This window comes from Cryobacterium sp. Y29, assembly GCF_002929825.1.
Taxonomy (GTDB): Bacteria; Actinomycetota; Actinomycetes; order Actinomycetales; family Microbacteriaceae; genus Cryobacterium.
On record NZ_PJJN01000031.1, the window covers coordinates 86,265 to 107,879 of the forward strand.

A 21,615-nucleotide genomic window follows, 5' to 3' on the forward strand; every position below is an offset into this window, starting at 1 on the left:
GTATGGCATCGAAGAAGAAAATTGCTCTGGTAGGCGCCGGCAATATGGGCACGAACCATGCGCGCGTCATCGCTCAGTCCGATCGAGCGGACCTTGCCTACCTAATCGACCCGCGCGAAGATGTAGGCCGACGGGTAGCTGATCGTTTTGGAGCCATTTGGCTTCCCGAACTTCCGACCTTGACGGATGTGGATGCTGTTGTGGTCGCCGCCGCAACCGAGGCGCATTTTGACCTCGCCATGCGCGTTCTGTCCCAAGACCGTCCTCTTCTGATCGAGAAGCCCGTCGCGGACAGCCTGCTTCGAACACAGGAGATTCTGGACGAGGCTGATCACCGCGATATTCCACTCATGTGCGGACTTCTCGAACGTTACAATCCGGCTGTTCTCACTGCTCGGTCACTGCTGGAGCAGCCGCTTCACGTTATGGCCACGCGCCATTCACCATACGCTCCGCGCATTCGCACAGGCGTTGCTTGGGATCTGTTGGTTCACGACGTGGACCTCGCCATCAACATCATCGGCTCTAACCCAACTTCGGTGGACGCGACTCTGGGCTTCTTCCACCCCGATTCCGCTCCCATGGCGGAAGATGTTGCTGAGACCGTGCTCGGCTTCGAAAATGGCGCTATCGCTCACGTTTCTGCCAGCCGCGTCGGCCAGCGCAAAATCCGCCAATTGTCGGTCTACGAGGTCGACCGTCTCATCGAAATTGACCTACTTCGTCGGGATGTCACGATCTATCGACACGTCTCTGAAAACTCCGTCGATGACGGCCGCGGATATCGTCAGCAGACTGTCATTGAGATTCCGGAACTCATTACATCTCAGGAGCCTCTGACAACGCAATTCTCGCGCTTCATGGACGTCATTGATGGTTCAGTAGATGCCGCGGTGGAACGTTCGACTATCGTGGCATCCCATGAAGTCATCGACCAGGTCATCTCCCGAAAACTCGCAGCACTGAGGTGAATAAAGCTGTCCGGTCCCGCGACACGTCGACCAATCCAATCCAATGGCACGTTCGCGTTCGCCAAAATAGCGGGCTTCGATACCTTTTCGCCGGTGGTCTGGCATTCCTTGTCGACGTGGGTGTTCTCGCCCTTCTGAAGAATGTGCTGGACTGGCCTCTCTGGTTAGCAACCGGCGCAGCATTTCTGCTGAGCTTCTTTTTCACATATACGATTCAGCGGATCTTTTCCTTCGGTTCGAACGCACCACACGGCGTGGCGCTGTTCAAATACACGATGCTTGTGGTGGTTAACACTCTGGCCACCGTCGCCATCGTTTCACTTATCGATCAAACCGTTCTCGGATGGCTCGGCGGCAAGGTAATAGCGACTGCCTTGTCAACGCTCTGGAACTATTTTGCATACCGCTATTGGGTCTTCGCTGACACCCGCCCACATAAAAAGGATTAATCGTGTATCACGGTGCTCGTATCGCCGCAGTTGTCCCCGCGTACAAAGAAGAAAAGATGATCGCGACGGTCATCTCGACAATGCCAGACTTTGTCGACTTCATTGTCATCGTCGACGATTGCAGCCCAGACCACACGAGCGCGGTCGTCAATCTCATTGCGGATGAACGCGTGACTCTCATTCGCCACGAGGTCAACCAAGGCGTCGGTGGCGCCATCGTGACGGGACACAAGGCGGCCATGGCACTCGGTGCGGACGTTAACGTCATCATGGCCGGAGATGCCCAAATGGACCCTAATCATCTGCCGGCCTTGTTGGACAAAGTCACCCGCGACGGCTACGGCTTCGCCAAGGCCAACCGATTCTTCGCCCCTGAATCGTTTGACGGCATGCCCCAATACCGTGTATTCGGTAACATCGTGCTCTCGTTCATGACGAAAATGGCTTCCGGATACTGGAATTTGTTTGACCCGCAAAATGGATACACCGCCGTCCGCACCGAGGTATTGAAGCGTGTGCCCCTGGACAGAGTGTCCCGACGCTACAGCTTCGAGAACGATTTTCTCATCCACCTCAACATTCTCCAAGTCCCCGCCATCGACGTGCCGATCCCGGCGGTGTACGCGGACGAGGTATCGAGCATCCGGCTCAGCAAGGTCATTCCAGAGCTCCTGAACCTTCTGGGGCGCGGATTTTGGCGCCGTATTTGGTATCGCTACGTACTCTGGTCCTTCTCGCCGATCGCATTGCTGCTGGCACTGGGGCTGGTTCTCTCCACGATCGGAATTAGTATCGCAATCTGGGTGTGCTTCCAGATTGCAACCTCAGTTATAGCAACCGCGGCCACCGTGATGTTGGCAGCGTTGCCTCTGATGCTCGGCACCCAACTTTTGATTAGCGCTCTGCAACTCGATATTCAGGCCAGCCCATCTAGCCCGACATTCGCCCCATTCGAGTAGGGCCGCAACCAAATCCTCACTTCGCCCCCGTCCCAGCCCGGTCACGGCCCGCGATACTGAGTCGTCGAGGGTTATGGGACCGTCGGTCCGACAGAGGCGGCTTCCTCCAAGGGAAGCACTTCGTAGAGGAAGAACGTAGACGGTCCTTCCTCAACAACTTCGATTTGCTGCATGCATGCCTGATCCGTCTCGGCAACCGCGAGAATATATTTGACGTGATCCTGAGCAAATGCTGCGCAAGAATCAAAAGTCATAAGGATTTGGTCTGGCCCCGGATTTGTTGGGTCTGGCTCACCCTCTCCAGCTACCCACGAGATGTTTGCAAGGCGATTCCATGCCACTTCGTACTCTTCTGCAGGGTCGATTTGATCCCACATCTCCGGGGACGGAGCACCTTGAAAACCGTTATAAGACGGCAGCCCCGACTGGACCAAAATCGCAGTTGGAAGAAAGGAATCGCCAACCCCGACCCAGGCCCCCGCCGCATCGCCCGCGAGACTCTTCATCTCAGAGACCACCCTGGTTTCGTTTAGATCGTAGACACCGACGTAAATCGGATTGACACCAGCAGATCCGAGTAGGGAAGCTGCGAGGAAGCAGCTCGCCCCCGCCAACGCCCACCCTCGCGCGAAAAAGTAAATCGCCACAACGCTGATCACCGATATGAATATCCACGCAGTCGAATTTTCTATAATCCCCGCGTCACGCAGCAGGAGGTATCTCAGCACGAAGAAAACTGGCACGGCACCTACGCAGACTGCGACGAGTGCGATAAGTCGCGGCGGGCGCGTACCAGATTCTGATCTCAATGTGTCAGTGCGAGAAATTGTGACCGCCACAACAATTATGGACAAAACTCCCAGTGCAATTCGAATACGGCCAGTTGTTGTCCGGTCAAGCAGAAGGATATGTGCAACTCGGTCCCACCCCGGGACGAGGAGGTAAGCAAGAATCACGGCGGTAACCGCCGCGAGAGCAACGACGACCCAATCCGTAAGTTTCGCTGACCGCCGGTCTTTCCACGCGAACCATGCAAGGGGGATCAGTAGGAACATGGCAAACAAAAAGAATGTTGAAGCTTCCGATGCGTTCCCGCCGAGCGGCTGGCCATTGGCAAGGCCCAAGCTCTCCGTCACAGGCGCGCCGAAGAGAGAAACCAAACCGTCTTTACTCAGATCACCCGTCTTGCCCAATCTCTGTCCAGGGTAAATTGTTGAGAGGAAACGGTCGATCGTTTCCATACGGGTGAGTAGCCAAACCACCAGCACGCCCACTGCGGTCGCCCCCGCGACGAGCAGAGGCAGGAGCCGATACAGCCTGCGCCTGAGCGGTTCTGCTGCCCATGTCGAACTGCGCGACAGAGTGAAGCCAATGCTGAACGCGGCTGCCACGAAAACTACAGGAACGATGAAGGGTACATAGACGCCCATTCCCATCGTTACTGTCGTGTACCCCACGGCTGCGCTAATACCGATTCTGGGAAGCAACCGTTTCTCGCGCACTAACCAAATGGTGGCCGTCATAACGAGGAAACACCAAGTCACGGGCCAGAATGTGATTGGCAGAAACCACCATTGAAAAAACGGCGCAAAGAAAAATGCGGTCGACAATACCGCTGCCGTGACCGGACGTCGAGGAAGAAGACTCACCAAAAACAGATAACACGCTGCAATCATTGCGAACGCCGGCAACCACCATTTAAGTGACATGGCATTATCGAGCGGGAAAAAGAAGAAACCAGCGAGATGAGGCCGAAAAGCTACAGACCAATCCGTGGAAGGCAAATCGCTCTGCACGGTCGTGTCCGAACCGCCCGGAAAAGTTCTGTTTTCAACCGGAAGTCCCTGTTCGACCTGGGAGATAGTCCACGCGGTTTGCACCGCCCATTCATCACTTCTAATGGACTGCGGGGTTCCAGAGATCAACGCAGGGTCGCTCTGCGAACTGAAGAATTGCTGGAGGAACCCCGTCGAGGATCCTGTGATTCCTAGCCCTACCAAGACTGCAAGAGCAACGGCAAGGATGGCAGGACACCCCCACGTTACCAAGCGATTGGGCATGCCTCCATCAGAAGGACGGAGCCAATGCGTTAACCTCGATCCGAACTGGACTGAGTATGACTTCTCACCGACGGCCCCCGTGTGACTACCGTCAGCACGGGATGTTTTTACTTCTTTATTCCTCAACACCTAACCCAAGTTTTCTACCGTGCGGATGCCCGAGCATTCCTCGCTGTCGGCCACTCCCACAAATCCTTTTTGCTGATACATACGTGCCTCAGCTAACTATTCGCCCGCCCGACTGTGCAGACCACTCGATGGTACCGTTCTGAAATGACTGGGTGCAGCGACCATCAGCCTCGCACACGGCACTCCCCGCCGGCCAACCAAGCGCGCCCGTTTCTCCTCCCACAGTGAAGTAAAAACTTCTAATTTCACCTGTGACCAGGAATGCACCACGCCCACTCGACCAGTAGACAGAGCCTCCCTGATAAGCCTGACCGAGCCCACCGCCATTGGCCGTCGAGGCCAACAGAGTACTGGTTCTTAATTTGAGAACACCGGTGGCGCCACCGGAGGAGGTATATGCCGACTCAATTTCGGGCGAAGCAATTCGTGCGCCCTCGCGCGACGACCAGTAAATAGCGTTGTTCTGAAACAATTGAGAACATTCGTTTTGATCAACACAAACCCGGGGACCCCGAGGCCAGCCCAGTCGTCCCGATTCGCCAGACTGGCTGAAATAGAAGTCGCGGATTTTGCCGTCTACAGCGAATCCGCCGTGAGCACCTGTCCAGTATATGGATCCCCTGTCAAACGCCTGCCCGATTCCTCCGCCATTTGCTGACACCTTGAGGACGCCACTGGTTCGAGATCCCAGCGGGCCCTCTGCGCCGCCTTGGTCGTTGTAAACGGCCTCGATTTCCGGCGCCCCCACTCGAACGGTTCCATTCGTTGCTAGATAGAGTGTCCCGCCCTGAAATGTTTGAAGGCACGCGCCCTCAGGCAAACCGCATTCTTTCGAGCCGGTTGGCCATCCCAAACTTCCGGCCTCACCACCCTGCGAGAAGTAGAATTTCCTGATTGCATCCGCAACAGCAAACGTGCCGCGTCCAGGAGACGAGTAAATCGACCCGTTGGAAAATGCCTGACCACGACCGCCACCATTGGCAGAAACTAAGATGAGGTCACTCACAGGCCAACCGAGCTCCCCGACCTCGCCATTCGCTTCCACGTACGCAGCCTGTATTTCCCCCGAAACGACTCGGGTCGGTCGCCCATTCGGCCAATAGACAGATCCGCCCTGAAAGGCCTGACCGCGTCCTCCACCATTTGCCGACACACTCATAGCCTCACTAGTTGGCCATCCCAACAAACCGGTCTCTCCGCCGACTGCGTGATAGGCGTCACGAATATTCGACGATACTCCGTGGGCTCCGCTCCCTGCCGTCCAGTAGATGGAACCACCGTGGAAGGCCTGCCCTAATCCTCCCCCGTTAGCTTTGGAAGACAAAATGTCGCTCACTGGCCAACCAAAGGGACCTGTTTCGCCTGCTTTGACAAAGTAGTAGTCACGAAGCGGGCCCGTCATCACACGGGCACCCGCAGCCGCCGTCCAGTAGATCGAGCCGTTCGCGTACGCGCGGGCAACGCCTCCACCATTTGCTCCAGGCTCGAGGTACGCGCTTGTAACGCCGCCGAGGATTCCTGCTGCGCCACCCTGCGCTGCGTAGGCCGCATCAATGCGTGCCGGGCCTGGTGAAGTTGCCGGTCCAAACCAGGTGGTGTAGTTGACCCAAAAATTCCGATTGCCATAGGACGAGCATGCATCGCCGCTACCACGAAGATTCGCCAAAGCGGCCGCGTTTGGCTGGTAGGGCGTGTAGTAGTACAGAGAAGCAGTTGCGCGATTGCGGATTTGGACGTTTCTTGATCCACAACTCGCAGTCGGTGAAAACAGCACCGCATTAGATTGGCCGACTTTAATGGAGGTGTGCGACCCCTGCGGGTTGCCGTACCAGGCGAGTTGCCGAGCCCCCGAGAGCACCTGAATGAAGAATCCGTAGAAGGCAGAATCGCATTGGGCGGTATCAGGACATCCCTGCCCCATCGCTTTGCGAAGAATTGCGCTCGTCGGCGCTTTTCTCGTGACGAGGCCCTGCTCTTTCTGGAGCGTCGCCAAAATTACCTTGGCACTTATTGCGCAGGCCTGCTGTACCTTGTAGATAATTCGAGCCGCAGGTTCACCAGCCTCGCCGGAATACGTGCCGCACGTTCCGAAACCGAGCGTCGTTGTCGGCGTGTCGACTTTGAGCACGTTCAGGCACAATTCGTTGCTGCAGCTGCCAATCTGCGCGTCCAGAAACGCTTGAATCTGTGCCTGCGACATAGCATCTTTTGCGTAAAACTGGGAATCAGAAATGATGTATCCGGGATCAAACTCGGTCCCGGACAGTGCTTCAGCCCGATCTGGCACGGAGACGATTGATGCCCCAAGAACAGCCGTTAGGGCCAAAACCGCACTTGCTCGCAACAGACCACGTAGTGACACGTTATTCCTTATCTTGGCCGACTGTGAGCGCGGTCCGGTTACAGCGTACGACGTAGGTTGCGGTTATGTCGCAACATTGATTTCTAGGCGGCTTTAAAATAGGTCAACTTTCGCGCTTGCGTTCCTGGCGTGCGTTGAAACGCTCCAGCACTGCACCGGCGCCACCTTCGCGAAAATAATACAAAACGCGGTCTAGATCGCGACGAACTCCCGTATGGCGGCTGCGGCGCGCGGGCTCACTCGGCTTGACCCTCCCGAGAATCCCCGTGCTGCCGGGAGCAAGCTTCTTGTCCGCCGCGAACAGTGGCTGACGGCAGAAGTCCACTAGCGGAGCCATGGCCCGTTCCCAGATGAAGTTTTGACGCACTCGAGCAACATTGGCTTTCGCCGTTGCTATGGCCTCGTCGTCGTAGAGGTAGGTTTCAATCGCAGCAACGAGTGCACCTTGATCTCGCTCCGGCAAGGAGGCTCCAAGCTCTTCCTTCTCCACCAGATCACCGAACGAATCCCCGCCCGTCGTGACGATGGGTAAGCCCGCCCACAGGTAGTCAAGAATGCGCGTGCGGAAGGAGAATGTGGTCTCAACGTGCTGAAAATGCGTGGAGACCCCAAGGTCGGCCTCGAGGAGGTAATTCTGCCGTTCGTCGTACGGTACCCAGGATTCGTTAAAAAATACGTGCTTGTTGGTCATGCCCAGCTGCTCCGACAGCACGCGAGCTTCTGACACCGCCTCCATTTCAGGAACGTCCGGGTTCGGGTGCTTGACACCCATGAAGAAAAGGCGCACGTCTGGGCGTGTCACAGATAACTCGGCGACAGCTCTGATGAGGATTCCCGGATCAAACCAGTTGTAAATTCCGCCGCCCCACACGATGACCTTGTCATCGATCTCGATACCTGGCACGACGCCACGGATCGCTGGAGATGTCTTCACGGGATCGGTACTAGACATACCAAACGGAGCTACGGCGATCAAGGAGTCGAGCTCACTGTCCCGGGAGTAGGTATACGCATTGATTCGTCCGAGACCCGCTAACTGACCCAGCCAGAAGTGGCGCTGACGATCGCTTGCGCACAGAAAAAAGTCACCGATGAGCAGCTGGTGATTCAGCGCATCCGTTGCGTCGTTGACCTGCTTGTTCCACAGGTCAAGCACTTTTCCCCGGCCCTGCTCAAGTTGCTCCAGGTGTAGCGGGTCGTAGATGTCTACGACCATCACTTTGGTTGAGGTCTCGAGTGCAGGAAAGAGTGCAAGAGCGTGGCCCTGCACAATAATGACGTCGGCCCAGTGCTCGTGTGCCATGACCGAGCTCGGACGATGGTGGGAGATCACGCCAACTTCGAACGCGTCGTCAAGAGACTCCGCGCGCGTCATGCTCAACAGGCGAACGTCATGGTCACCAGACAGCAGTTTGGCGATGTTCCAGGCGCGAATTGCGGGTCCGGCCATTTTCTCGCCGACGGAATCGCCGGTAATCACCAGAATACGACGACGAGTTGTCACGGCCAGAACATTGAGACTCTCGACAATCTTGTCGTATCCGCGCAAGTAACTTTCAATCGGGTACGCCGGCTCATCAACGTTTCCGAAGAGGCGAGCCATTTCGCGGTCTGACCGCACGCGACTCTTCTGGACTTGCGCACGGGCCTGTGTCATTTGAGGCAGGAGTTCGACGAGCTGGTCAATTGCGAACACACCGGCCATCGTTGACTTGGGAACCGACATCATCGGCTCGTTGTCGTCGCCCGGGACTCTGAGGTCCAGCGACGTGGAGTCAAGCTTTCCACGGCCAATGGCTCGTCGGGTTGCAAGTAGTAGGGCGCCAGGGAGAACGCGGGCCAAAGACTCATCATCGAGGTTTTTATAAAGAGAATAGAGCGCGTTTCGTTCCAGAAGGTACTCCTCACGAAAGTTGCCGAACTTGTTCATCGAGGCGTGGTGCTTGTGGAAAGCCAGCGACTTGGGCTGAAACCGGAATCTGTAACCCAGCAGATTGAGCCGCCACCCGAGGTCCACATCGTCGTAGAACATGAAGAAGTCGTCGTCGAACCCGCCGAGCTCCTCGAAGATAGCGGCCTTGATGAACATGGCAGCTCCTGTGCCGAACAGCACGTCCTTCTCGTCATCCCACCCGCCGCGATCCTTCTCGCCGGCGTGCGGCTTGTAGCCCATGCCATACCAAGTCACGGCCGCGTCGACGAAGTCGACGTTGACGCCGTCCCAATCGAGAACTTTGCTGGCCACAGCACCGATATCAGAGCCGGTCGCGAAGGTGTTGATAGCTTCCTTGATCCAGTCAGCGTGCGGCTTCGCGTCGTTGTTGAGAAAAGCCACGTACTCCCCCGTGGACTTCGAGACGCCGAGATTGCAACCGCCGGTGAATCCAAGGTTCTCGGAGGACTCAACGAGGGTGACATCGTCGCCGAGTTGCTTGAGCCTCGTCAAGCTGTCATCGCCAGACCCGTTCTCGACGATCACGATCTCGAGCAGGTCCGAGTCCCAGTTCAGCGCCTGCAGGCCGCGAACGCATTCGATGGTGTCATCTGCCCCCCGAAAGTTAACCAATACAACGGACACGAGACCCGTGCGACGTTTTCTCATGCATCTGTCCTTAAGTTGGCCGAGCCGAAAGCGATCGAAGTCTATCAATGGAGCTTGTGCTCAACTGCGCCGCTCAGCGCCGGGCCGGTAGGCTCGGCCGCCAGGCGATGTCCTCGAGGGAACAGCTATAGTGTTGTCTGCTTATGTCCAATCAAAATAATGCCGACTCGACCAACCGCGACACTCGCTTCGCGGCCATTGCTCGCGCACCCATGCAAGTAGTGGGCGCACCGTCTCAGGCCCTCGGCGGCGTCTGGTCGTCCGCAAGGGACATTTGGGGCCAGCGCGAAATGCTGGACCTCCTGATTCGCCGTGACCTGAAGGCGCGATACAAGGACAGTGCTCTCGGCTTCTTGTGGTCCCTAATCAAGCCGCTCACCCAGCTGGTTATCTACTACGTAGTGATGGGCAAGTTCCTCGGCGCCGCACGAGGAATTCCTGATTTTGCGGTGTACATCTTTGCGGGCCTTACCGTCTACTCGCTTTTCAGCGAGATCATTTCAAGCACCACTGGGTCGATCGTAGGAAACTCGGGCCTGATTAAAAAGATCTACCTTCCGCGGGAGATTTTTCCCCTCGCCAGCGTCGGATCGGCACTCTTCAACTTTTTGATCCAGTTCAGCATCCTGATAGCCGCGACGCTGGCACTAGGCACATTCACATTGTCGCCGAACCTTCTATTTATTCTTCCGTCACTCTTCATCGTTGTCGTTTACGGGCTCGCGTTTGGGCTACTCCTGTCCGCTGTCAACGTGTACATGCGCGACGTTCAGTACCTCGTCGAGGTGGGGCTGATGGTTCTACTCTGGGCCTCGCCCATCGTGTACTCCTGGTCCATGGTTAGCGACCAGGTCGGCAACACAATCCTCCTCGACATCTATACGAATAACCCCGTGACTCTCGCGGTGCTCGGATTCCAGCGCGCACTGTGGAGCGGTGGCACCGACAGCGCAAACTCTCCCGAAAACCTTCTCCTCCGTCTGGCTATTGCGGGGATTATCGGCATCATCTTTGTTCTGGCATTCCACCGCGTGTTTGCTCGGCTCCAGGGCAACTTCGCCCAGGCCCTGTGACGGCCGTCATGATCGAAAGCGTAATGGACTCTTCAATAACTCCCGAAGCCACCGATGATCGGCCAGACGTCATCATCATCAAAGATGTCTCCAAGCGATTCGTCATTCGTAAGGACAACTCGCTGAAGGAGCGAATGATCACCTTCGGCCGGATGGGCCGGCGGCACCGCGAGGATTTCTGGGCCCTCAACAACGTCACCGCCACGATTAAAGCTGGAACTACTATCGGCCTAATCGGCCACAACGGATCAGGCAAGAGCACCCTGCTCAAAGTCATCGGAGGGATCATCGATCCCACGAGTGGCACCGTCAGTCGCCGCGGTCGTGTGGCCGCACTTCTGGAGCTGGGAGCCGGATTTCATCCCGACCTCACCGGCCGCGAGAATGTCTTTCTGAACGCGGCCATCCTCGGTCTGAGCCGGAAAGTGACGGAGGAACGTTTTGACGACATCGTCGCCTTCTCCGGCATAGCGGACTTCATTGACACCCAAGTGAAGTTCTACTCCTCTGGTATGTACGTGCGGCTCGCCTTCGCCGTCGCTGTGCACACCGATCCGGACATTCTTCTCGTTGACGAGGTGCTGGCGGTCGGCGATGAGGCTTTCCAACGTAAATGCTTGGACAAGATTCGATCCTTCCAGGAGGAGGGACGAACGATCATTCTCGTGACGCATTCCCTCGGGCAGGTTGCGGAGTTGTGCGACCGTGCCATCCTGTTGAACCGTGGAAACGTGGTCTACGAAGGGCCAGCGCACGAAGCCGTGGCCCGGATGCGCGACATTCTCGAGGAGCGGCGGGTCGATGAGCTCGTCGAGGCCGACCCGGTAATCGAGGTCGTTGTCCCGCGCATTCTGGACACCACCATCCACGCGGTGGGCAAAACAATTGGAGCCCCGGTTGAGCATGGTGATAATCTGCTTATCACCACTACCTTTGAATACCCGGAATTGAGCCCCGTCTGGATTGGCGCAGTGCAGATGGACAACTCGTCGGGCCAGGTTGTCTTTGGCACCAGCAGCCGACTGCTCGGCCGTGATCTGGCCCCGTTCGCCGGACACTACACCCTGCAGTTCACGCTCAAGAATGTGAGGCTCGGAACCGGAAAATACTTCATCAATATTTCGATGCTGGACACATCCGGCAGGCATCTCGCTGATTTTCCGCAGGCAGCCTCGTTTGACGTGCCCTATTATCCCTTGGCCGTCGGTACCAGCTATTTGGAACCCGAATTGCTCGAAGTCGGCCCCCCGACGCCCGCGCAGTAATCAGATGAGCCCGTCTTTACTTCTGGTAACAGTCACGTTCAATTCGTCCTCTGTTTTGGACGATTTTCTTACCTCCATCGAGGTCGGAACCTCGCACGAGCACGAGGTCATCGTGGTCGACAACGCTTCCCAAGACCTCGACGTCCTCCGCGAAATCGTCGCCCGGTACCCGTCAGTTCGACTGCTCGAGATGGCCGAGAATCGGGGTTATGGCCGCGGGATGAACGCCGGCGTGGAGTTCGCGGGCAGCTCGTCTGACTACATCCTCATCGCCAATCCGGATGTCAGTTTTCTGCCTGGGTCAATCGACTCTCTCGTCGCGACTGCAGAAATAACCCCCACAGGGGGGGCCTTCGGCCCCGCGATCCTGAACGCCGATGGCACCCTGTACCCCTCGGCACGGCAGCTACCCTCCCTCAGAACGGGAATCGGGCATGCCCTGTTCGGCAGGGCTTGGCCTGAGAACCCGTGGACTCGGGGCTATCGGATTCCCGTATCGGCGGCGGTTGGCCAACGACACGCGGGATGGCTCTCCGGCGCGTGCGTTCTGATCCGAACCGTTGCCTTCGAGCACCTAGGCGGCTTTGACACCTCCTACTTCATGTACTTCGAAGACGTCGATCTTGGCGCGCGCCTAACCGCCCAGGGCTGGTCGAACGTCTACCTACCCGAAGCACAGGTGTTGCACTCGGGGGCGCACTCGACCTCGCAGTCGCCCACGTCTATGGGTCAGGCACATCATGACAGCGCGTACCGCTACCTGTCCCGGCGCTATTCAGCACCGTGCCTGGCGCCTCTACGCGGTGCGCTCCGGCTTGGCCTCTACCTGCGCCGTCGCTGGCTAACACGCAACCGTTAGACTGACGCATGGGAAAGCCAAGAACCAGAGGGTGAATTCAAAGACCATGAAACTAATCATGACGCTCATGGTGCGCGACGAGGCTGACATTATCGGGCCGATGATCGATCACCACCTGTCCCAAGGTGTTGACACGATCATCGTCACCGACAACGGCTCGGTCGATGGGACATTGGAGATTCTCCAGTCGTACGGAGACGTCATTCTTCTCAAACAAGATCTGGTTCAGCGCAAACAACAACACAGCGTGGTGACGGCCATGGCCCGGGAGGCGTACACCCGATTCGGTGCCGACTGGGTGATAAACGCCGATGCCGACGAATTCTGGCTTCCGACAGCGCATGCCCGTTCCCTCCGTGACGTGTTCACCGAAATACCCCAGGACCTCCAGACGTTCGCAGCGCCCGTCATCGACATGATCGGCGCCCCTAGTCTACGCGGCACGGGCTTGCAGCGGCTCCGCTACCGTGACACCCGCTCCCTCACTAGGATGAACGAGCTCGGCTTGCACGCCCACTCAACCCCAAACGCAGTTCACATCGGCCACGAATTCATAGAAGTTGCCCAGGGCAATCACTTTGTCAATCTGGAATCAATGGGCACACTGCCCGAGCATCTAGGCATCGAAGTACTGCACTTCCCGTGGCGCTCCTGGGAACAATTCGAGCGCAAAGTACGCAACTCCGGCAAGGCGTACGAGAGCAACCCCGATCTCCAGCCCAGTCCAAACCATCACGGCATGCGCGAGTACCGACGGTGGAAGCTCAGCACCCTGCAGAGCTTCTACGTGCTGAGGCACCCATCCGAAGACGAACTCGCCCAGGGCACCCTGACCGATGAGCTCAGTCTCGACTCGCGTATCGCCGATACAATGACTTCTCCCATCAAGGACCATCCGCTGGAACCGTTCACGGAACAGGCCGCCCGTGCCTACGGCCCGATGCTCAGCGCGACTGAGCAAGAGTCTCGGACGCTGGCTGAAGTTTCCGACATTCGCATCCAGAAGCTTCTAGGCTATATCGATGAGGCCAAGCACCGTATCGACGGCCTACTCTCTGACCTGCTCGAGATCGAAGCCGCGGCGGGTCTTCGTGAGGACGGTCTCAAAGCCGAGCTCGAAGCGATGCACTCCCGTAAGATCATGCGGCTAGTCGATGCCGTCACGCGAAGATCTCAGGGCCGCTTCTAGGGGCTTTTACATGAAGTGCTTTATGATTTTCATTGCCGGCAACTACTCGGCGCTGGTCGGCGGAACATCATTCGGTGCAAGGCCTTGACGCCTTTGTGTTTGCACAATCGGGGGCATCCGTCGGCGTGTCACGAACTCTAAGACAATGTTCCGATCGCGGATCCGCTTACCTATGAGCGAACCGCGGTCCAGTAATGATCGAGCTGGACACCGCTGTCAAAAGCTATGAGGAACGAGGCGGTTTTAACTAATGTCGCATCACTCGATCATGGTCACTTACATCTTGTAGCGAGCACGACGGAGGCGAATTCCTTGGCCACACGCGTCGGCGATGACGCGGTGGCCGCAGCGCGAGCGGCGTGACGTGCTTCCGCATTTTCATGGAACCGCAGACCGCTTTCGCGGCAGATCATTTGAAAGCCGGTTCGTCTCGGAGTGCAAGAAGGAGATCCGGGATTCCAACCGCAGATATTCGCTTGATGGTGCCCGCCGAATCGCCATGAGCAGTTCGAATGTTGCCGCAAGAGAAACAACGCTGACGCTGACGGATTCACGGTACGAAAGTAACATCACATCTGTTGCGTTGCTTATAAAGCCGCGACGTCGCGCTCCGTTTTCTACCCGAGGAAGCACGCGCCCCAATCGGGATTGGATGCGCCAGTAAGCGCCGCGTTGTCGCCGCAGCACTCCGATTTCGGCCTCCATCCCGGCCTGCACTTCCGCAAATTCCGTACACATCGATATAGCAGACACGACCTCGGCTACAAGCCGATCACGTGCCAGGTCGAGACGACGTTCGAGATCAAGAATGCGCTCGACCGATTCGATAGCCAGGGCATCCACGCTCTACCGCATGTTTACTACGCCGGGCCGGTGGAAGCAAGGTTCGTTAGATAGGTCCCGTATCCACTCTTGACCAGTGGTTCAGCTAGGGCGGCGAGCTGGGCATCCGAGATCCAGCCGGCCCGCCAGGCGATCTCTTCAATGCAGCCCACCTTGAAGCCTTGGCGGTCTTCGATCACGCGCACGTACTCCGACGCCTGCATCATCGACTCGAACGTGCCGGTGTCCAGCCACGCCGTGCCGCGATCAAGAACCTGTACGTGCAGTGTTCCCTGCTTCAGATAGCGCTCGTTGACCGTACTGATCTCGAGTTCACCTCGCGCACTCGGCTCGATGCTCTTGGCTATGGCGACAACCGAGTTGTCATAGAAATACAGTCCAGGAACGGCGTAGTTACTCTTGGGTTTGGTCGGCTTTTCTTCGATCGAAATTGCGGTGCCGTTGCCGTCGAACTCGACAACTCCATAGGACGCGGGGTTGCTCACGTGATACGCGAAAATTCGAGCGCCTTGAATCTCGGCGTTACCTCTCAACGCCGAGCCGAGTCCCGCACCATGGAAGATATTGTCGCCGAGAACGAGAGCTACGCTCTCGTCTCCGATAAACTCTTCGCCAATGATGAATGCTTGAGCGAGACCGTCCGGTGACGGCTGAATGGCGTACTCAATGCGAATGCCCAGATCGGAGCCATCGCCGAGCAAGGCGCGGAAGTGCTCGTTGTACTCGGGAGTAGTGATGATCAGAATCTCTTTGATGTCAGCCATCATCAGAGTTGACAAGGGGTAGTAGATCATGGGCTTGTCGTAGATGGGCATGAGCTGCTTTGAGATGCCTTTGGTGATCGGCCACAGGCGCGTGCCCGAGCCACCGGCGAGAATGATTCCGCGCATAAGTGTTAGTTCCTGTCGTTCAAAGTGGCGTAATAGGCGCGCGCGGCTTCCCAGGTGGGGAGAAGACCAGCTGCCGCTGCAGCTCCGAGAGTGGGGGCATCTGTGTCTTTAGGAGACAGCAGCAGGTCACCGGCCTCGGGCGGAAACACCAGGCCGATCTCCTCATCGAGGGGACTGATGCCGTGTTCGCGGCCTGGGCTGAACGTGCTGTTCACGAGATAGCTCACCGTGGCGTTGTCGGTCAGGGCTACAAAACAGTGGCCAAGCCCCTCCGCGATGTAGACCGCACGTCGATCGGTGTCATCGAGGAGCACGCTGTCCCACTGGCCGTACGTCGGCGAACCGACGCGAATGTCGATGATGTAGTCGAGGACGGCGCCATGAACGGCAGTGACGTATTTTGCTTGGCTGGGCGGCACATCCGCGAAATGAATTCCGCGCACCGAGCCGCGCTTCGACACCGAGGTGTTGGCCTGAGCGAGGTCGAGCTTGTGCCCGACCTTTTCTTCAAGCTTGTCAAAGCGGTACCACTCGAGGAACACTCCCCGCTCGTCACCGAACTGCTTGGGAGTGATTTCAAAGGAATCGGGGATAGAGAGTTCGCGAATCTGCACGACCGGAGTCTACCAATCGCAATCCGGTAGAATCGCGGAGGCCATTGAAGCGAACGGAACGGTTACTCCTATATGAAGATCCTCGTCACCGGCGGCGCCGGTTTTATCGGCTCCAACTTTGTTCGACGCACGATTGAAGACAAATACCCGGGCCTGGAAGGCGCCGAAGTCGTCGTACTCGACGCGCTGACCTACTCGGGAAACCTTGAAAACCTTGCCCCGATCGCCGATTCTCCGCGTTACACCTTTGTGCACGGCGATATTCGCGACGGCAAGCTGCTTGACACGCTGTTCCCTGGCCTCGACGCGGTCGTGCACTTCGCCGCCGAATCGCACGTGGACCGCTCGGTGATGGACTCCACCATCTTCGTCGAGACCAACGTGCTCGGCACCCAGCAGCTGCTGGACGCGGCGCTTCGCCACAAGCTTGCTCGGTTCGTGCACGTTTCCACCGACGAGGTCTACGGCTCGATCGCCGAAGGCTCCTGGAACGAGGAACGTGCGCTTGAGCCCAACTCCCCCTACAGCGCCTCGAAGGCCGGCAGCGACCTGCTCGCCCGCAGCTATCACCGCACCCACGGACTCAACGTGTCCATCACCCGCTGCTCGAACAACTACGGCCCGTACCACTTTCCCGAAAAGGTCATTCCACTCTTCGTCAGCAACCTGATCGACGACCTGCACGTTCCGCTTTACGGCGAGGGCAACAACATCCGCGACTGGCTGCACGTCGATGACCACACCCGCGCCATCGCCATGGTGCTCGTCGGCGGTCGCGCCGGCGAAATCTACAACATTGGCGGCGGCACCGAGCTGACCAACAAGGAGCTCACCCAGTTGCTGCTCGACTCGACCGGCAAAGACTGGTCGTACGTGGACCGCGTCGCCGACCGGCTCGGCCACGACCTGCGCTACTCGGTCGATATCAGCAAGATTCAGGCCGAACTGGGCTACGCCCCCGAGGTTCCGTTCGAACAGGGCCTCGCCGACGTCGTGCAGTGGTACCGCGACAATCGCCAGTGGTGGGAACCCCTCAAGGCTCGGGCGGCGCTGAACTAGCATGACCCGTTACCTGATCACCGGGGCCACGGGCATGCTGGGGCGCGATCTGCAGGCGGCTTTAGCCGGGCGCGAAGTGACGGCTCTCGGCCGGAGCGATCTCGACGTGACCAACCTCGAAGCAGTCACGGCCGCCGTTGCCGGGCACGACGTCATCATCAACTGCGCGGCGTACACCAAGGTCGATGATGCCGAAACTCATGAAGACGAGGCCTATCAGGTGAATGCGGTGGGGCCGTGGAATTTGGCGGTGGCGGCATCCGCTCTGCAGGCGAAGCTCGTGCAGATTTCGACGGACTACGTCTTCGACGGCAGCGCGACCACGCCCTACGCCGAGAACACACCGCACAGCCCGATCTCGGCCTATGGCCGCACCAAGGCCGCCGGCGAAGAATTCGTGCAGGTGGAGAACGGCGCGCGCAGCTACATCGTGCGCACCGCCTGGCTGTACGGCAAGAACGGACCGAACTTCGCCAAGACCATGCTCAAGGCTGCTGGCACGCGCGACACGCTGAGCGTGGTCAACGACCAGGTCGGCCAGCCGACCTGGACGGCGGACCTGGCCACGCAGATCGTGCAGCTGCTCGACTCCGACGCGCCGGCCGGCATCTACCACGGTACGAACTCCGGCCTGGCGTCGAAGTTCGACCAGGCCCGCGACGTCTTCGCCCTCGCCGGACTCGACCCCGAGCGTGTCCTGCCGACCGACAGCTCAGCCTTTGTGCTGCCCGCTCCACGGCCGGCCTACTCGGTGCTCGGCCACGTCAACTGGGCTGCGGCCGGGCTCGCACCGATGCGCAGCTGGCAAGACGCCCAGGCCGAGGCATTTGCGGCGGGAGTTTTCGAGACAGCATGATTACTCTGCGGGTAGTCGTCGACCAGATGGTCGCCCCGGTGTCGGGTGGTACCGGGCGTTACACCGAGGAACTCACCCGCGCGCTGATCGCAACGGCACCGGCCGAGTGTGACGTTGAGGGCATCGTCTCGTCGTCGACCCCCGCACAGTATCAACTCATCGAGGCCGCCCTGCCCGGCCTGGCCAACTTGCACAAGACGAGCCTGGCCCGCCGGGAGCTGGCCACAGCCTGGGCTCTTGGCGTGACCGCGTCGTCGGGCACCGGCCTGATCCACGCGCCGGGGCTGCTTGCCCCGCTCCGCCGTCACAACCGGGCGGACGACGGCACTCAAATCGCGGTAACGCTGCACGACGTGCTGGCGTGGACGCATCCGTCATCACTGACCCCGACCACAGTGGCCTGGACCAAGGGCATGCTCAAACGCGCCCGCAAGCACGCCGACGCGATCGTCGTGCCGAGCCACGCCGTGGCACGGCAGCTAACCGAGATCATGAACCTGGGCGACCGGGTGCGCGTAATCGGCGGCGCCGTGGGCCGGAGGCTCGTGCTGCCGGCCATTCCCATGGTGGAGGAGCGCCTGCAGGCGCTGGCGCTGCCGTCGCAGTACATTCTGACCTCCGGGTCGCTCGACCCGCGCAAGGCCGTCACTGCGCTGATCACGGCGCTCGGGCTGCCCGGAGCACCGGACCTGCCGCTGATCGTGCTCGGACCAGACACCTGGGGCGAACTCGACCTTGCCTCGGTCGCCGATGAAGCCGGACTGGCACCGGGGCGCGTGCGCGCCCTGTCGGGGCTGAGCGACTCCGACCTGGCCGTGGTGATTGCCCGGGCAAGCGTGTTCGTCTACCCGAGCCTGGAAGAGGGATTTGCGCTGCCGATCATCGAGGCGTTTCACCTCGGCACGCCGGTCGTGCACTCCGACGCCCCTGCCCTACTCGAAGCCGCCGGTGATGCTGGCGTCGCCGTCGAGCGCTCGGACCCGAAGGAATACCCCGGCCGGCTTGTTGAAGCAATCAACCGGGTGCTCGGCGACAGCGTGCTGCGAAACCGCATGAGCATCTTCGGCGGTGACCGGTCGCGGGCCTTCAGCTGGCGGGACTCGGCCGAGCGAGTCTGGCAGCTGCACGCGGACTTGTAGCCCCTGGTGCGCTTCTTACAAGACCAGCGCGTGCGGTTTCTCGCGGTCGGCGCCACGAACACGCTCGTCGGGTATCTGGTCTTCTCGGCCTTCACCCTGTGGGTTTTTGCGGATGTCCACCTCGGCTACCTGCTCAGCCTCGCCCTCTCGTACGCGGTCGGCATCTCCCTCGCCTTTGTGCTGTACCGACGATTCGTCTTCGTGGTGCACGGCCATGTGCTGCGGGACTTCGCCCGGTTCGTGAGCGTCTACCTGGTCGCGATCGGCATCAATGCTGTCGCGCTACCGCTGCTGGTGGAAGTTGTGCGGGTGCCGCCGCTGCTGGCCCAACTGGTCATTCTCGTGGTCACGACGCTGCTGAGCTTCTTCGGTCACAAGAAGTTCTCGTTTCGCCGCAGTGGCACCGAGTAGCAGTGGCACCGAGTAGCAGGCGAGGACCGAGTTACGGCGTCGCAGTGGCGCTGGGCGCAGGCGCCAGGGCTGCAGCGATCATGGCCTGGATGGCGGAGTAGTCGGGGTCTTCGGGGTCGACCCCATTCACGGGAATCAGCGGCACCGAGATGACCGGCAGTTCCTTGGTCTTCGAGGCGAGGTTCACGAAATAACCGAGCATGCCCTGCGGAACGTCGGTCTTGACGACGCGGCTGCCGGCGGCGGCCACGCCCTGAAACTTTGTGAGCACGTTGGCCGGGCTGGCCTGCGCGAGCAGGGCCTCCTGCATCTGGGTCTGGCGCTGCATGCGGTCGTAGTCGCTCGTACCGTGGCGTGAACGGGCAAACCAGAGGGCGTGGTAGCCGTCCATGTGCTGCATGCCCGGCTCGAACCAGAACAACACCTTGGTGAAGGTTTCGTCGGTATGCACCGGAACGCGGTTCTGCACGTCGATGTCGACACCGCCGAGGGCGTCGATGAGGTCGGAGAAGCCCTGCATGTCAATGAGTACGAAGTACTGAATGGTGAGGCCGGTGATGCCCTGCGCCGCCTCGCGGGTGGCTTCGATGCCCGGGGAGCTGCCCTCGGCCACCGCGTTGGGATAGTACTCCGGGCGTTTCAACTCGGCCTCGGTGAAAATGGAGTTGAGCATGCAGGCCGACACGTCGCATCCGTCGGTGGCGCCGTAGCCCTCTGGGTACAGGGCGCCGAGCGAGGATCCGGCCGAGAACGGCGCGTCCTCGAGGTTGCGCGGCAGGCTGATGGTTGTGGCCTGGCCGGTCGTGGCGTCGATGCTGACCACCGACAGGCTGTCGGGGCGGAGGCCCTCACGGTCGGCGCCGGCGTCACCACCGAGCAGCAGGATGTTGTAGCGGCCATCGACCGGCGGTTCGCTCGGGCCGGCGACGAACACAGAGGAGAGGAATTCGCTCGCCGATGTGGCGACGAAGGCGCCGTAGCCGGCGGTGCCCGTAACAAGGAGCATGAGAACCGTCGAGAACGCGGCGATGACCGGGCGGGCGCCCGGCGCGGCGCGGCCCAACCTGATCAGGCTGAGGGTGTTGAGCGTGAGCACGAGCCAGGTGACCGCGTAGAACGCGAGCACCGCGGCGGCAGCCCACAGGCCGATCGTGCTCGTGAACACGGTGAGTACGACTGCCGGCCACAGCAGGTAGACAGCGCCGGCGATGATCGCAGCGGTGATCAGTGTGAGGGTCGCGCCGAGGCCAAACCGGCCAAGGCGGCGATTGCCGGCCAGAACCTGCGCCGAGCCGGGCAGAATGAAATTGAGTACGACGAGCCACCACGCACGCGTCGTCATGATGCGTGCGGAGCCGGAATTCGGGTGCCGGATCGGGTCTGTCACACGGCCCTGGTTTGTCATACTGGTCATAATCGCGTTTGGAGGTCCCGGTTCTTCTGCTCGACCAAATCTGCGAGTTGCACGGAATAGTCTTCGAGTTTGATGCGCAGCGTGTCATCGCTCGTGGCGAGGATCTTGATCGCGATCAGCGCGGCGTTCTTCGCCCCGCCGATCGACACCGTCGCGACGGGCACACCGGCCGGCATCTGCACGATCGACAGCAAGGAATCGAGGCCGTCGAGCAGCCCGAGTGGCACGGGCACCCCGACCACGGGCAGCGTGGTCATGGCGGCGAGCATACCGGGCAGGTGCGCTGCTCCCCCGGCTCCGGCGATGATCACCTTGAGGCCGCGGGACTGGGCGCTACGGCCGTAGTCGAGCATTTTCTCGGGAGTGCGGTGCGCCGAGACCACCTGCACCTCGTGTGCCACCCCGAAGTCCCGGAGGGTCTGTGCGGCGGCGCTCATGACGGTGAAGTCGGAGTCGCTGCCCATCACCAAG

General features: G+C 59.4%; 19 protein-coding genes. 11 read left to right on the forward strand and 8 right to left on the reverse strand.

Annotation, left to right across the window (positions count from 1 at the left end; genetic code table 11):
- Positions 1–2 precede the first annotated feature (2 nt).
- The 3 genes from CXY74_RS07325 to CXY74_RS07335 are packed head-to-tail and all read left to right on the forward strand — an operon-like array spanning position 3 to position 2,379.
- Positions 3–971: a Gfo/Idh/MocA family protein gene (locus CXY74_RS07325; RefSeq protein WP_104199834.1), complete on the forward strand. Its 969-nt coding sequence runs from the start codon at positions 3–5 to the stop codon at positions 969–971.
- Entirely contained in the window at positions 968–1,420 is a 453-nt protein-coding gene (locus CXY74_RS07330) for a GtrA family protein (RefSeq protein ID WP_104199835.1), read from the forward strand. The genes CXY74_RS07325 and CXY74_RS07330 overlap by 4 nt, the downstream gene beginning before the upstream one ends.
- A gap of 2 nt (positions 1,421–1,422) precedes the next feature.
- Positions 1,423–2,379 carry a glycosyltransferase family 2 protein gene (locus tag CXY74_RS07335; protein WP_104199836.1) on the forward strand — a complete coding sequence of 319 codons (957 nt, stop codon included), beginning with the start codon at positions 1,423–1,425 and terminating at the stop codon, positions 2,377–2,379.
- A 71-nt stretch (positions 2,380–2,450) separates the two neighbouring features.
- On the opposite strand, the gene CXY74_RS07340 is transcribed toward CXY74_RS07335, so the two are convergent.
- The 3 genes from CXY74_RS07340 to CXY74_RS07350 all read right to left on the reverse strand — a co-directional run bounded on the left by CXY74_RS07340 (position 2,451) and on the right by CXY74_RS07350 (position 9,580).
- The gene (locus tag CXY74_RS07340) at positions 2,451–4,439 is read right to left on the reverse strand and encodes a hypothetical protein (RefSeq protein WP_104199837.1); all 1,989 of its coding nucleotides are present in this window, start codon (positions 4,437–4,439) and stop codon (positions 2,451–2,453) included.
- A gap of 217 nt (positions 4,440–4,656) precedes the next feature.
- Complete coding sequence (locus tag CXY74_RS07345) at positions 4,657–6,930, reverse strand: LGFP repeat-containing protein (RefSeq protein WP_146070089.1); 2,274 nt, start codon at positions 6,928–6,930, stop codon at positions 4,657–4,659.
- Positions 6,931–7,033: 103 nt separating this feature from the next.
- A complete protein-coding gene (locus CXY74_RS07350; RefSeq protein ID WP_233193268.1) occupies positions 7,034–9,580 on the reverse strand; it encodes a glycosyltransferase in 2,547 nt (848 codons plus the stop codon).
- Between the two features lie 95 nt (positions 9,581–9,675).
- On the opposite strand from CXY74_RS07350, the gene CXY74_RS07355 reads away from it, so the two are divergent.
- The 4 genes from CXY74_RS07355 to CXY74_RS07370 are packed head-to-tail and all read left to right on the forward strand — an operon-like array spanning position 9,676 to position 13,918.
- Complete coding sequence (locus tag CXY74_RS07355) at positions 9,676–10,605, forward strand: ABC transporter permease (protein WP_104199840.1); 930 nt, start codon at positions 9,676–9,678, stop codon at positions 10,603–10,605.
- Between the two features lie 23 nt (positions 10,606–10,628).
- Positions 10,629–11,870, forward strand: coding sequence for an ABC transporter ATP-binding protein (locus CXY74_RS07360; protein ID WP_104199841.1), 1,242 nt, complete (start codon positions 10,629–10,631; stop codon positions 11,868–11,870).
- Between the two features lie 4 nt (positions 11,871–11,874).
- On the forward strand, positions 11,875–12,729 hold the full coding sequence (locus CXY74_RS07365; RefSeq protein WP_104199842.1) for a glycosyltransferase family 2 protein: 855 nt from the start codon (positions 11,875–11,877) through the stop codon (positions 12,727–12,729).
- 46 nt (positions 12,730–12,775) lie between these two features.
- The gene (locus CXY74_RS07370) at positions 12,776–13,918 is read left to right on the forward strand and encodes a glycosyltransferase family 2 protein (protein ID WP_233193270.1); all 1,143 of its coding nucleotides are present in this window, start codon (positions 12,776–12,778) and stop codon (positions 13,916–13,918) included.
- A 378-nt stretch (positions 13,919–14,296) separates the two neighbouring features.
- Here the strand turns inward: CXY74_RS07370 and CXY74_RS17295 are convergent, their stop codons facing one another.
- The 3 genes from CXY74_RS17295 to CXY74_RS07380 are packed head-to-tail and all read right to left on the reverse strand — an operon-like array spanning position 14,297 to position 16,265.
- Positions 14,297–14,761, reverse strand: coding sequence for a hypothetical protein (locus CXY74_RS17295; RefSeq protein WP_146070090.1), 465 nt, complete (start codon positions 14,759–14,761; stop codon positions 14,297–14,299).
- A 17-nt stretch (positions 14,762–14,778) separates the two neighbouring features.
- Positions 14,779–15,651, reverse strand: a complete 873-nt coding sequence (gene rfbA, locus CXY74_RS07375; protein ID WP_104199844.1) for a glucose-1-phosphate thymidylyltransferase RfbA — start codon at positions 15,649–15,651, stop codon at positions 14,779–14,781.
- Positions 15,652–15,656: 5 nt separating this feature from the next.
- On the reverse strand, positions 15,657–16,265 hold the full coding sequence (locus tag CXY74_RS07380; protein WP_104199845.1) for a dTDP-4-dehydrorhamnose 3,5-epimerase family protein: 609 nt from the start codon (positions 16,263–16,265) through the stop codon (positions 15,657–15,659).
- Positions 16,266–16,337: 72 nt separating this feature from the next.
- On the opposite strand from CXY74_RS07380, the gene rfbB reads away from it, so the two are divergent.
- The 4 genes from rfbB to CXY74_RS07400 are packed head-to-tail and all read left to right on the forward strand — an operon-like array spanning position 16,338 to position 19,730.
- Complete coding sequence (rfbB, locus tag CXY74_RS07385) at positions 16,338–17,324, forward strand: dTDP-glucose 4,6-dehydratase (protein WP_104199846.1); 987 nt, start codon at positions 16,338–16,340, stop codon at positions 17,322–17,324.
- Position 17,325: 1 nt separating this feature from the next.
- Positions 17,326–18,180, forward strand: coding sequence for a dTDP-4-dehydrorhamnose reductase (rfbD, locus tag CXY74_RS07390; protein WP_104199847.1), 855 nt, complete (start codon positions 17,326–17,328; stop codon positions 18,178–18,180).
- Positions 18,177–19,319 (forward strand): glycosyltransferase family 1 protein, encoded by a 1,143-nt coding sequence (locus CXY74_RS07395; RefSeq protein ID WP_104199848.1) that lies wholly within the window; start codon positions 18,177–18,179, stop codon positions 19,317–19,319. Before rfbD ends, CXY74_RS07395 begins: the two co-directional genes overlap by 4 nt.
- Before the next feature lie 6 nt (positions 19,320–19,325).
- Positions 19,326–19,730 (forward strand): GtrA family protein, encoded by a 405-nt coding sequence (locus tag CXY74_RS07400; RefSeq protein ID WP_233193271.1) that lies wholly within the window; start codon positions 19,326–19,328, stop codon positions 19,728–19,730.
- A 31-nt stretch (positions 19,731–19,761) separates the two neighbouring features.
- Here CXY74_RS07400 and CXY74_RS07405 read toward each other — a convergent pair whose 3' ends face one another.
- Together CXY74_RS07405 and purE are read right to left on the reverse strand one after the other, a co-directional pair.
- Positions 19,762–21,144 carry an LCP family protein gene (locus tag CXY74_RS07405; protein WP_233193272.1) on the reverse strand — a complete coding sequence of 461 codons (1,383 nt, stop codon included), beginning with the start codon at positions 21,142–21,144 and terminating at the stop codon, positions 19,762–19,764.
- Positions 21,141–21,608 (reverse strand): 5-(carboxyamino)imidazole ribonucleotide mutase, encoded by a 468-nt coding sequence (gene purE / locus CXY74_RS07410; protein WP_104199948.1) that lies wholly within the window; start codon positions 21,606–21,608, stop codon positions 21,141–21,143. Before purE ends, CXY74_RS07405 begins: the two co-directional genes overlap by 4 nt.
- Between the last annotated feature and the right edge of the window lie 7 nt (positions 21,609–21,615).

Excerpts from the sequence above, each read along its gene's own strand:
- rfbA (WP_104199844.1), bottom strand. The coding sequence starts at position 15,651 with ATGCGCGGAATCATTCTCGCCGGTGGCTCGGGCACGCGCCTGTGGCCG.
- CXY74_RS07360 (WP_104199841.1), top strand. The coding sequence starts at position 10,629 with ATGGACTCTTCAATAACTCCCGAAGCCACCGATGATCGGCCAGACGTC.
- CXY74_RS07405 (WP_233193272.1), bottom strand. The coding sequence starts at position 21,144 with ATGACCAGTATGACAAACCAGGGCCGTGTGACAGACCCGATCCGGCAC.
- rfbB (WP_104199846.1), top strand. The coding sequence starts at position 16,338 with ATGAAGATCCTCGTCACCGGCGGCGCCGGTTTTATCGGCTCCAACTTT.
- CXY74_RS07365 (WP_104199842.1), top strand. The coding sequence starts at position 11,875 with ATGAGCCCGTCTTTACTTCTGGTAACAGTCACGTTCAATTCGTCCTCT.
- rfbD (WP_104199847.1), top strand. The coding sequence starts at position 17,326 with ATGACCCGTTACCTGATCACCGGGGCCACGGGCATGCTGGGGCGCGAT.
- CXY74_RS07340 (WP_104199837.1), bottom strand. The coding sequence starts at position 4,439 with ATGCCCAATCGCTTGGTAACGTGGGGGTGTCCTGCCATCCTTGCCGTT.
- CXY74_RS07395 (WP_104199848.1), top strand. The coding sequence starts at position 18,177 with ATGATTACTCTGCGGGTAGTCGTCGACCAGATGGTCGCCCCGGTGTCG.
- CXY74_RS07370 (WP_233193270.1), top strand. The coding sequence starts at position 12,776 with ATGAAACTAATCATGACGCTCATGGTGCGCGACGAGGCTGACATTATC.
- CXY74_RS07325 (WP_104199834.1), top strand. The coding sequence starts at position 3 with ATGGCATCGAAGAAGAAAATTGCTCTGGTAGGCGCCGGCAATATGGGC.
- purE (WP_104199948.1), bottom strand. The coding sequence starts at position 21,608 with ATGGGCAGCGACTCCGACTTCACCGTCATGAGCGCCGCCGCACAGACC.
- CXY74_RS07355 (WP_104199840.1), top strand. The coding sequence starts at position 9,676 with ATGTCCAATCAAAATAATGCCGACTCGACCAACCGCGACACTCGCTTC.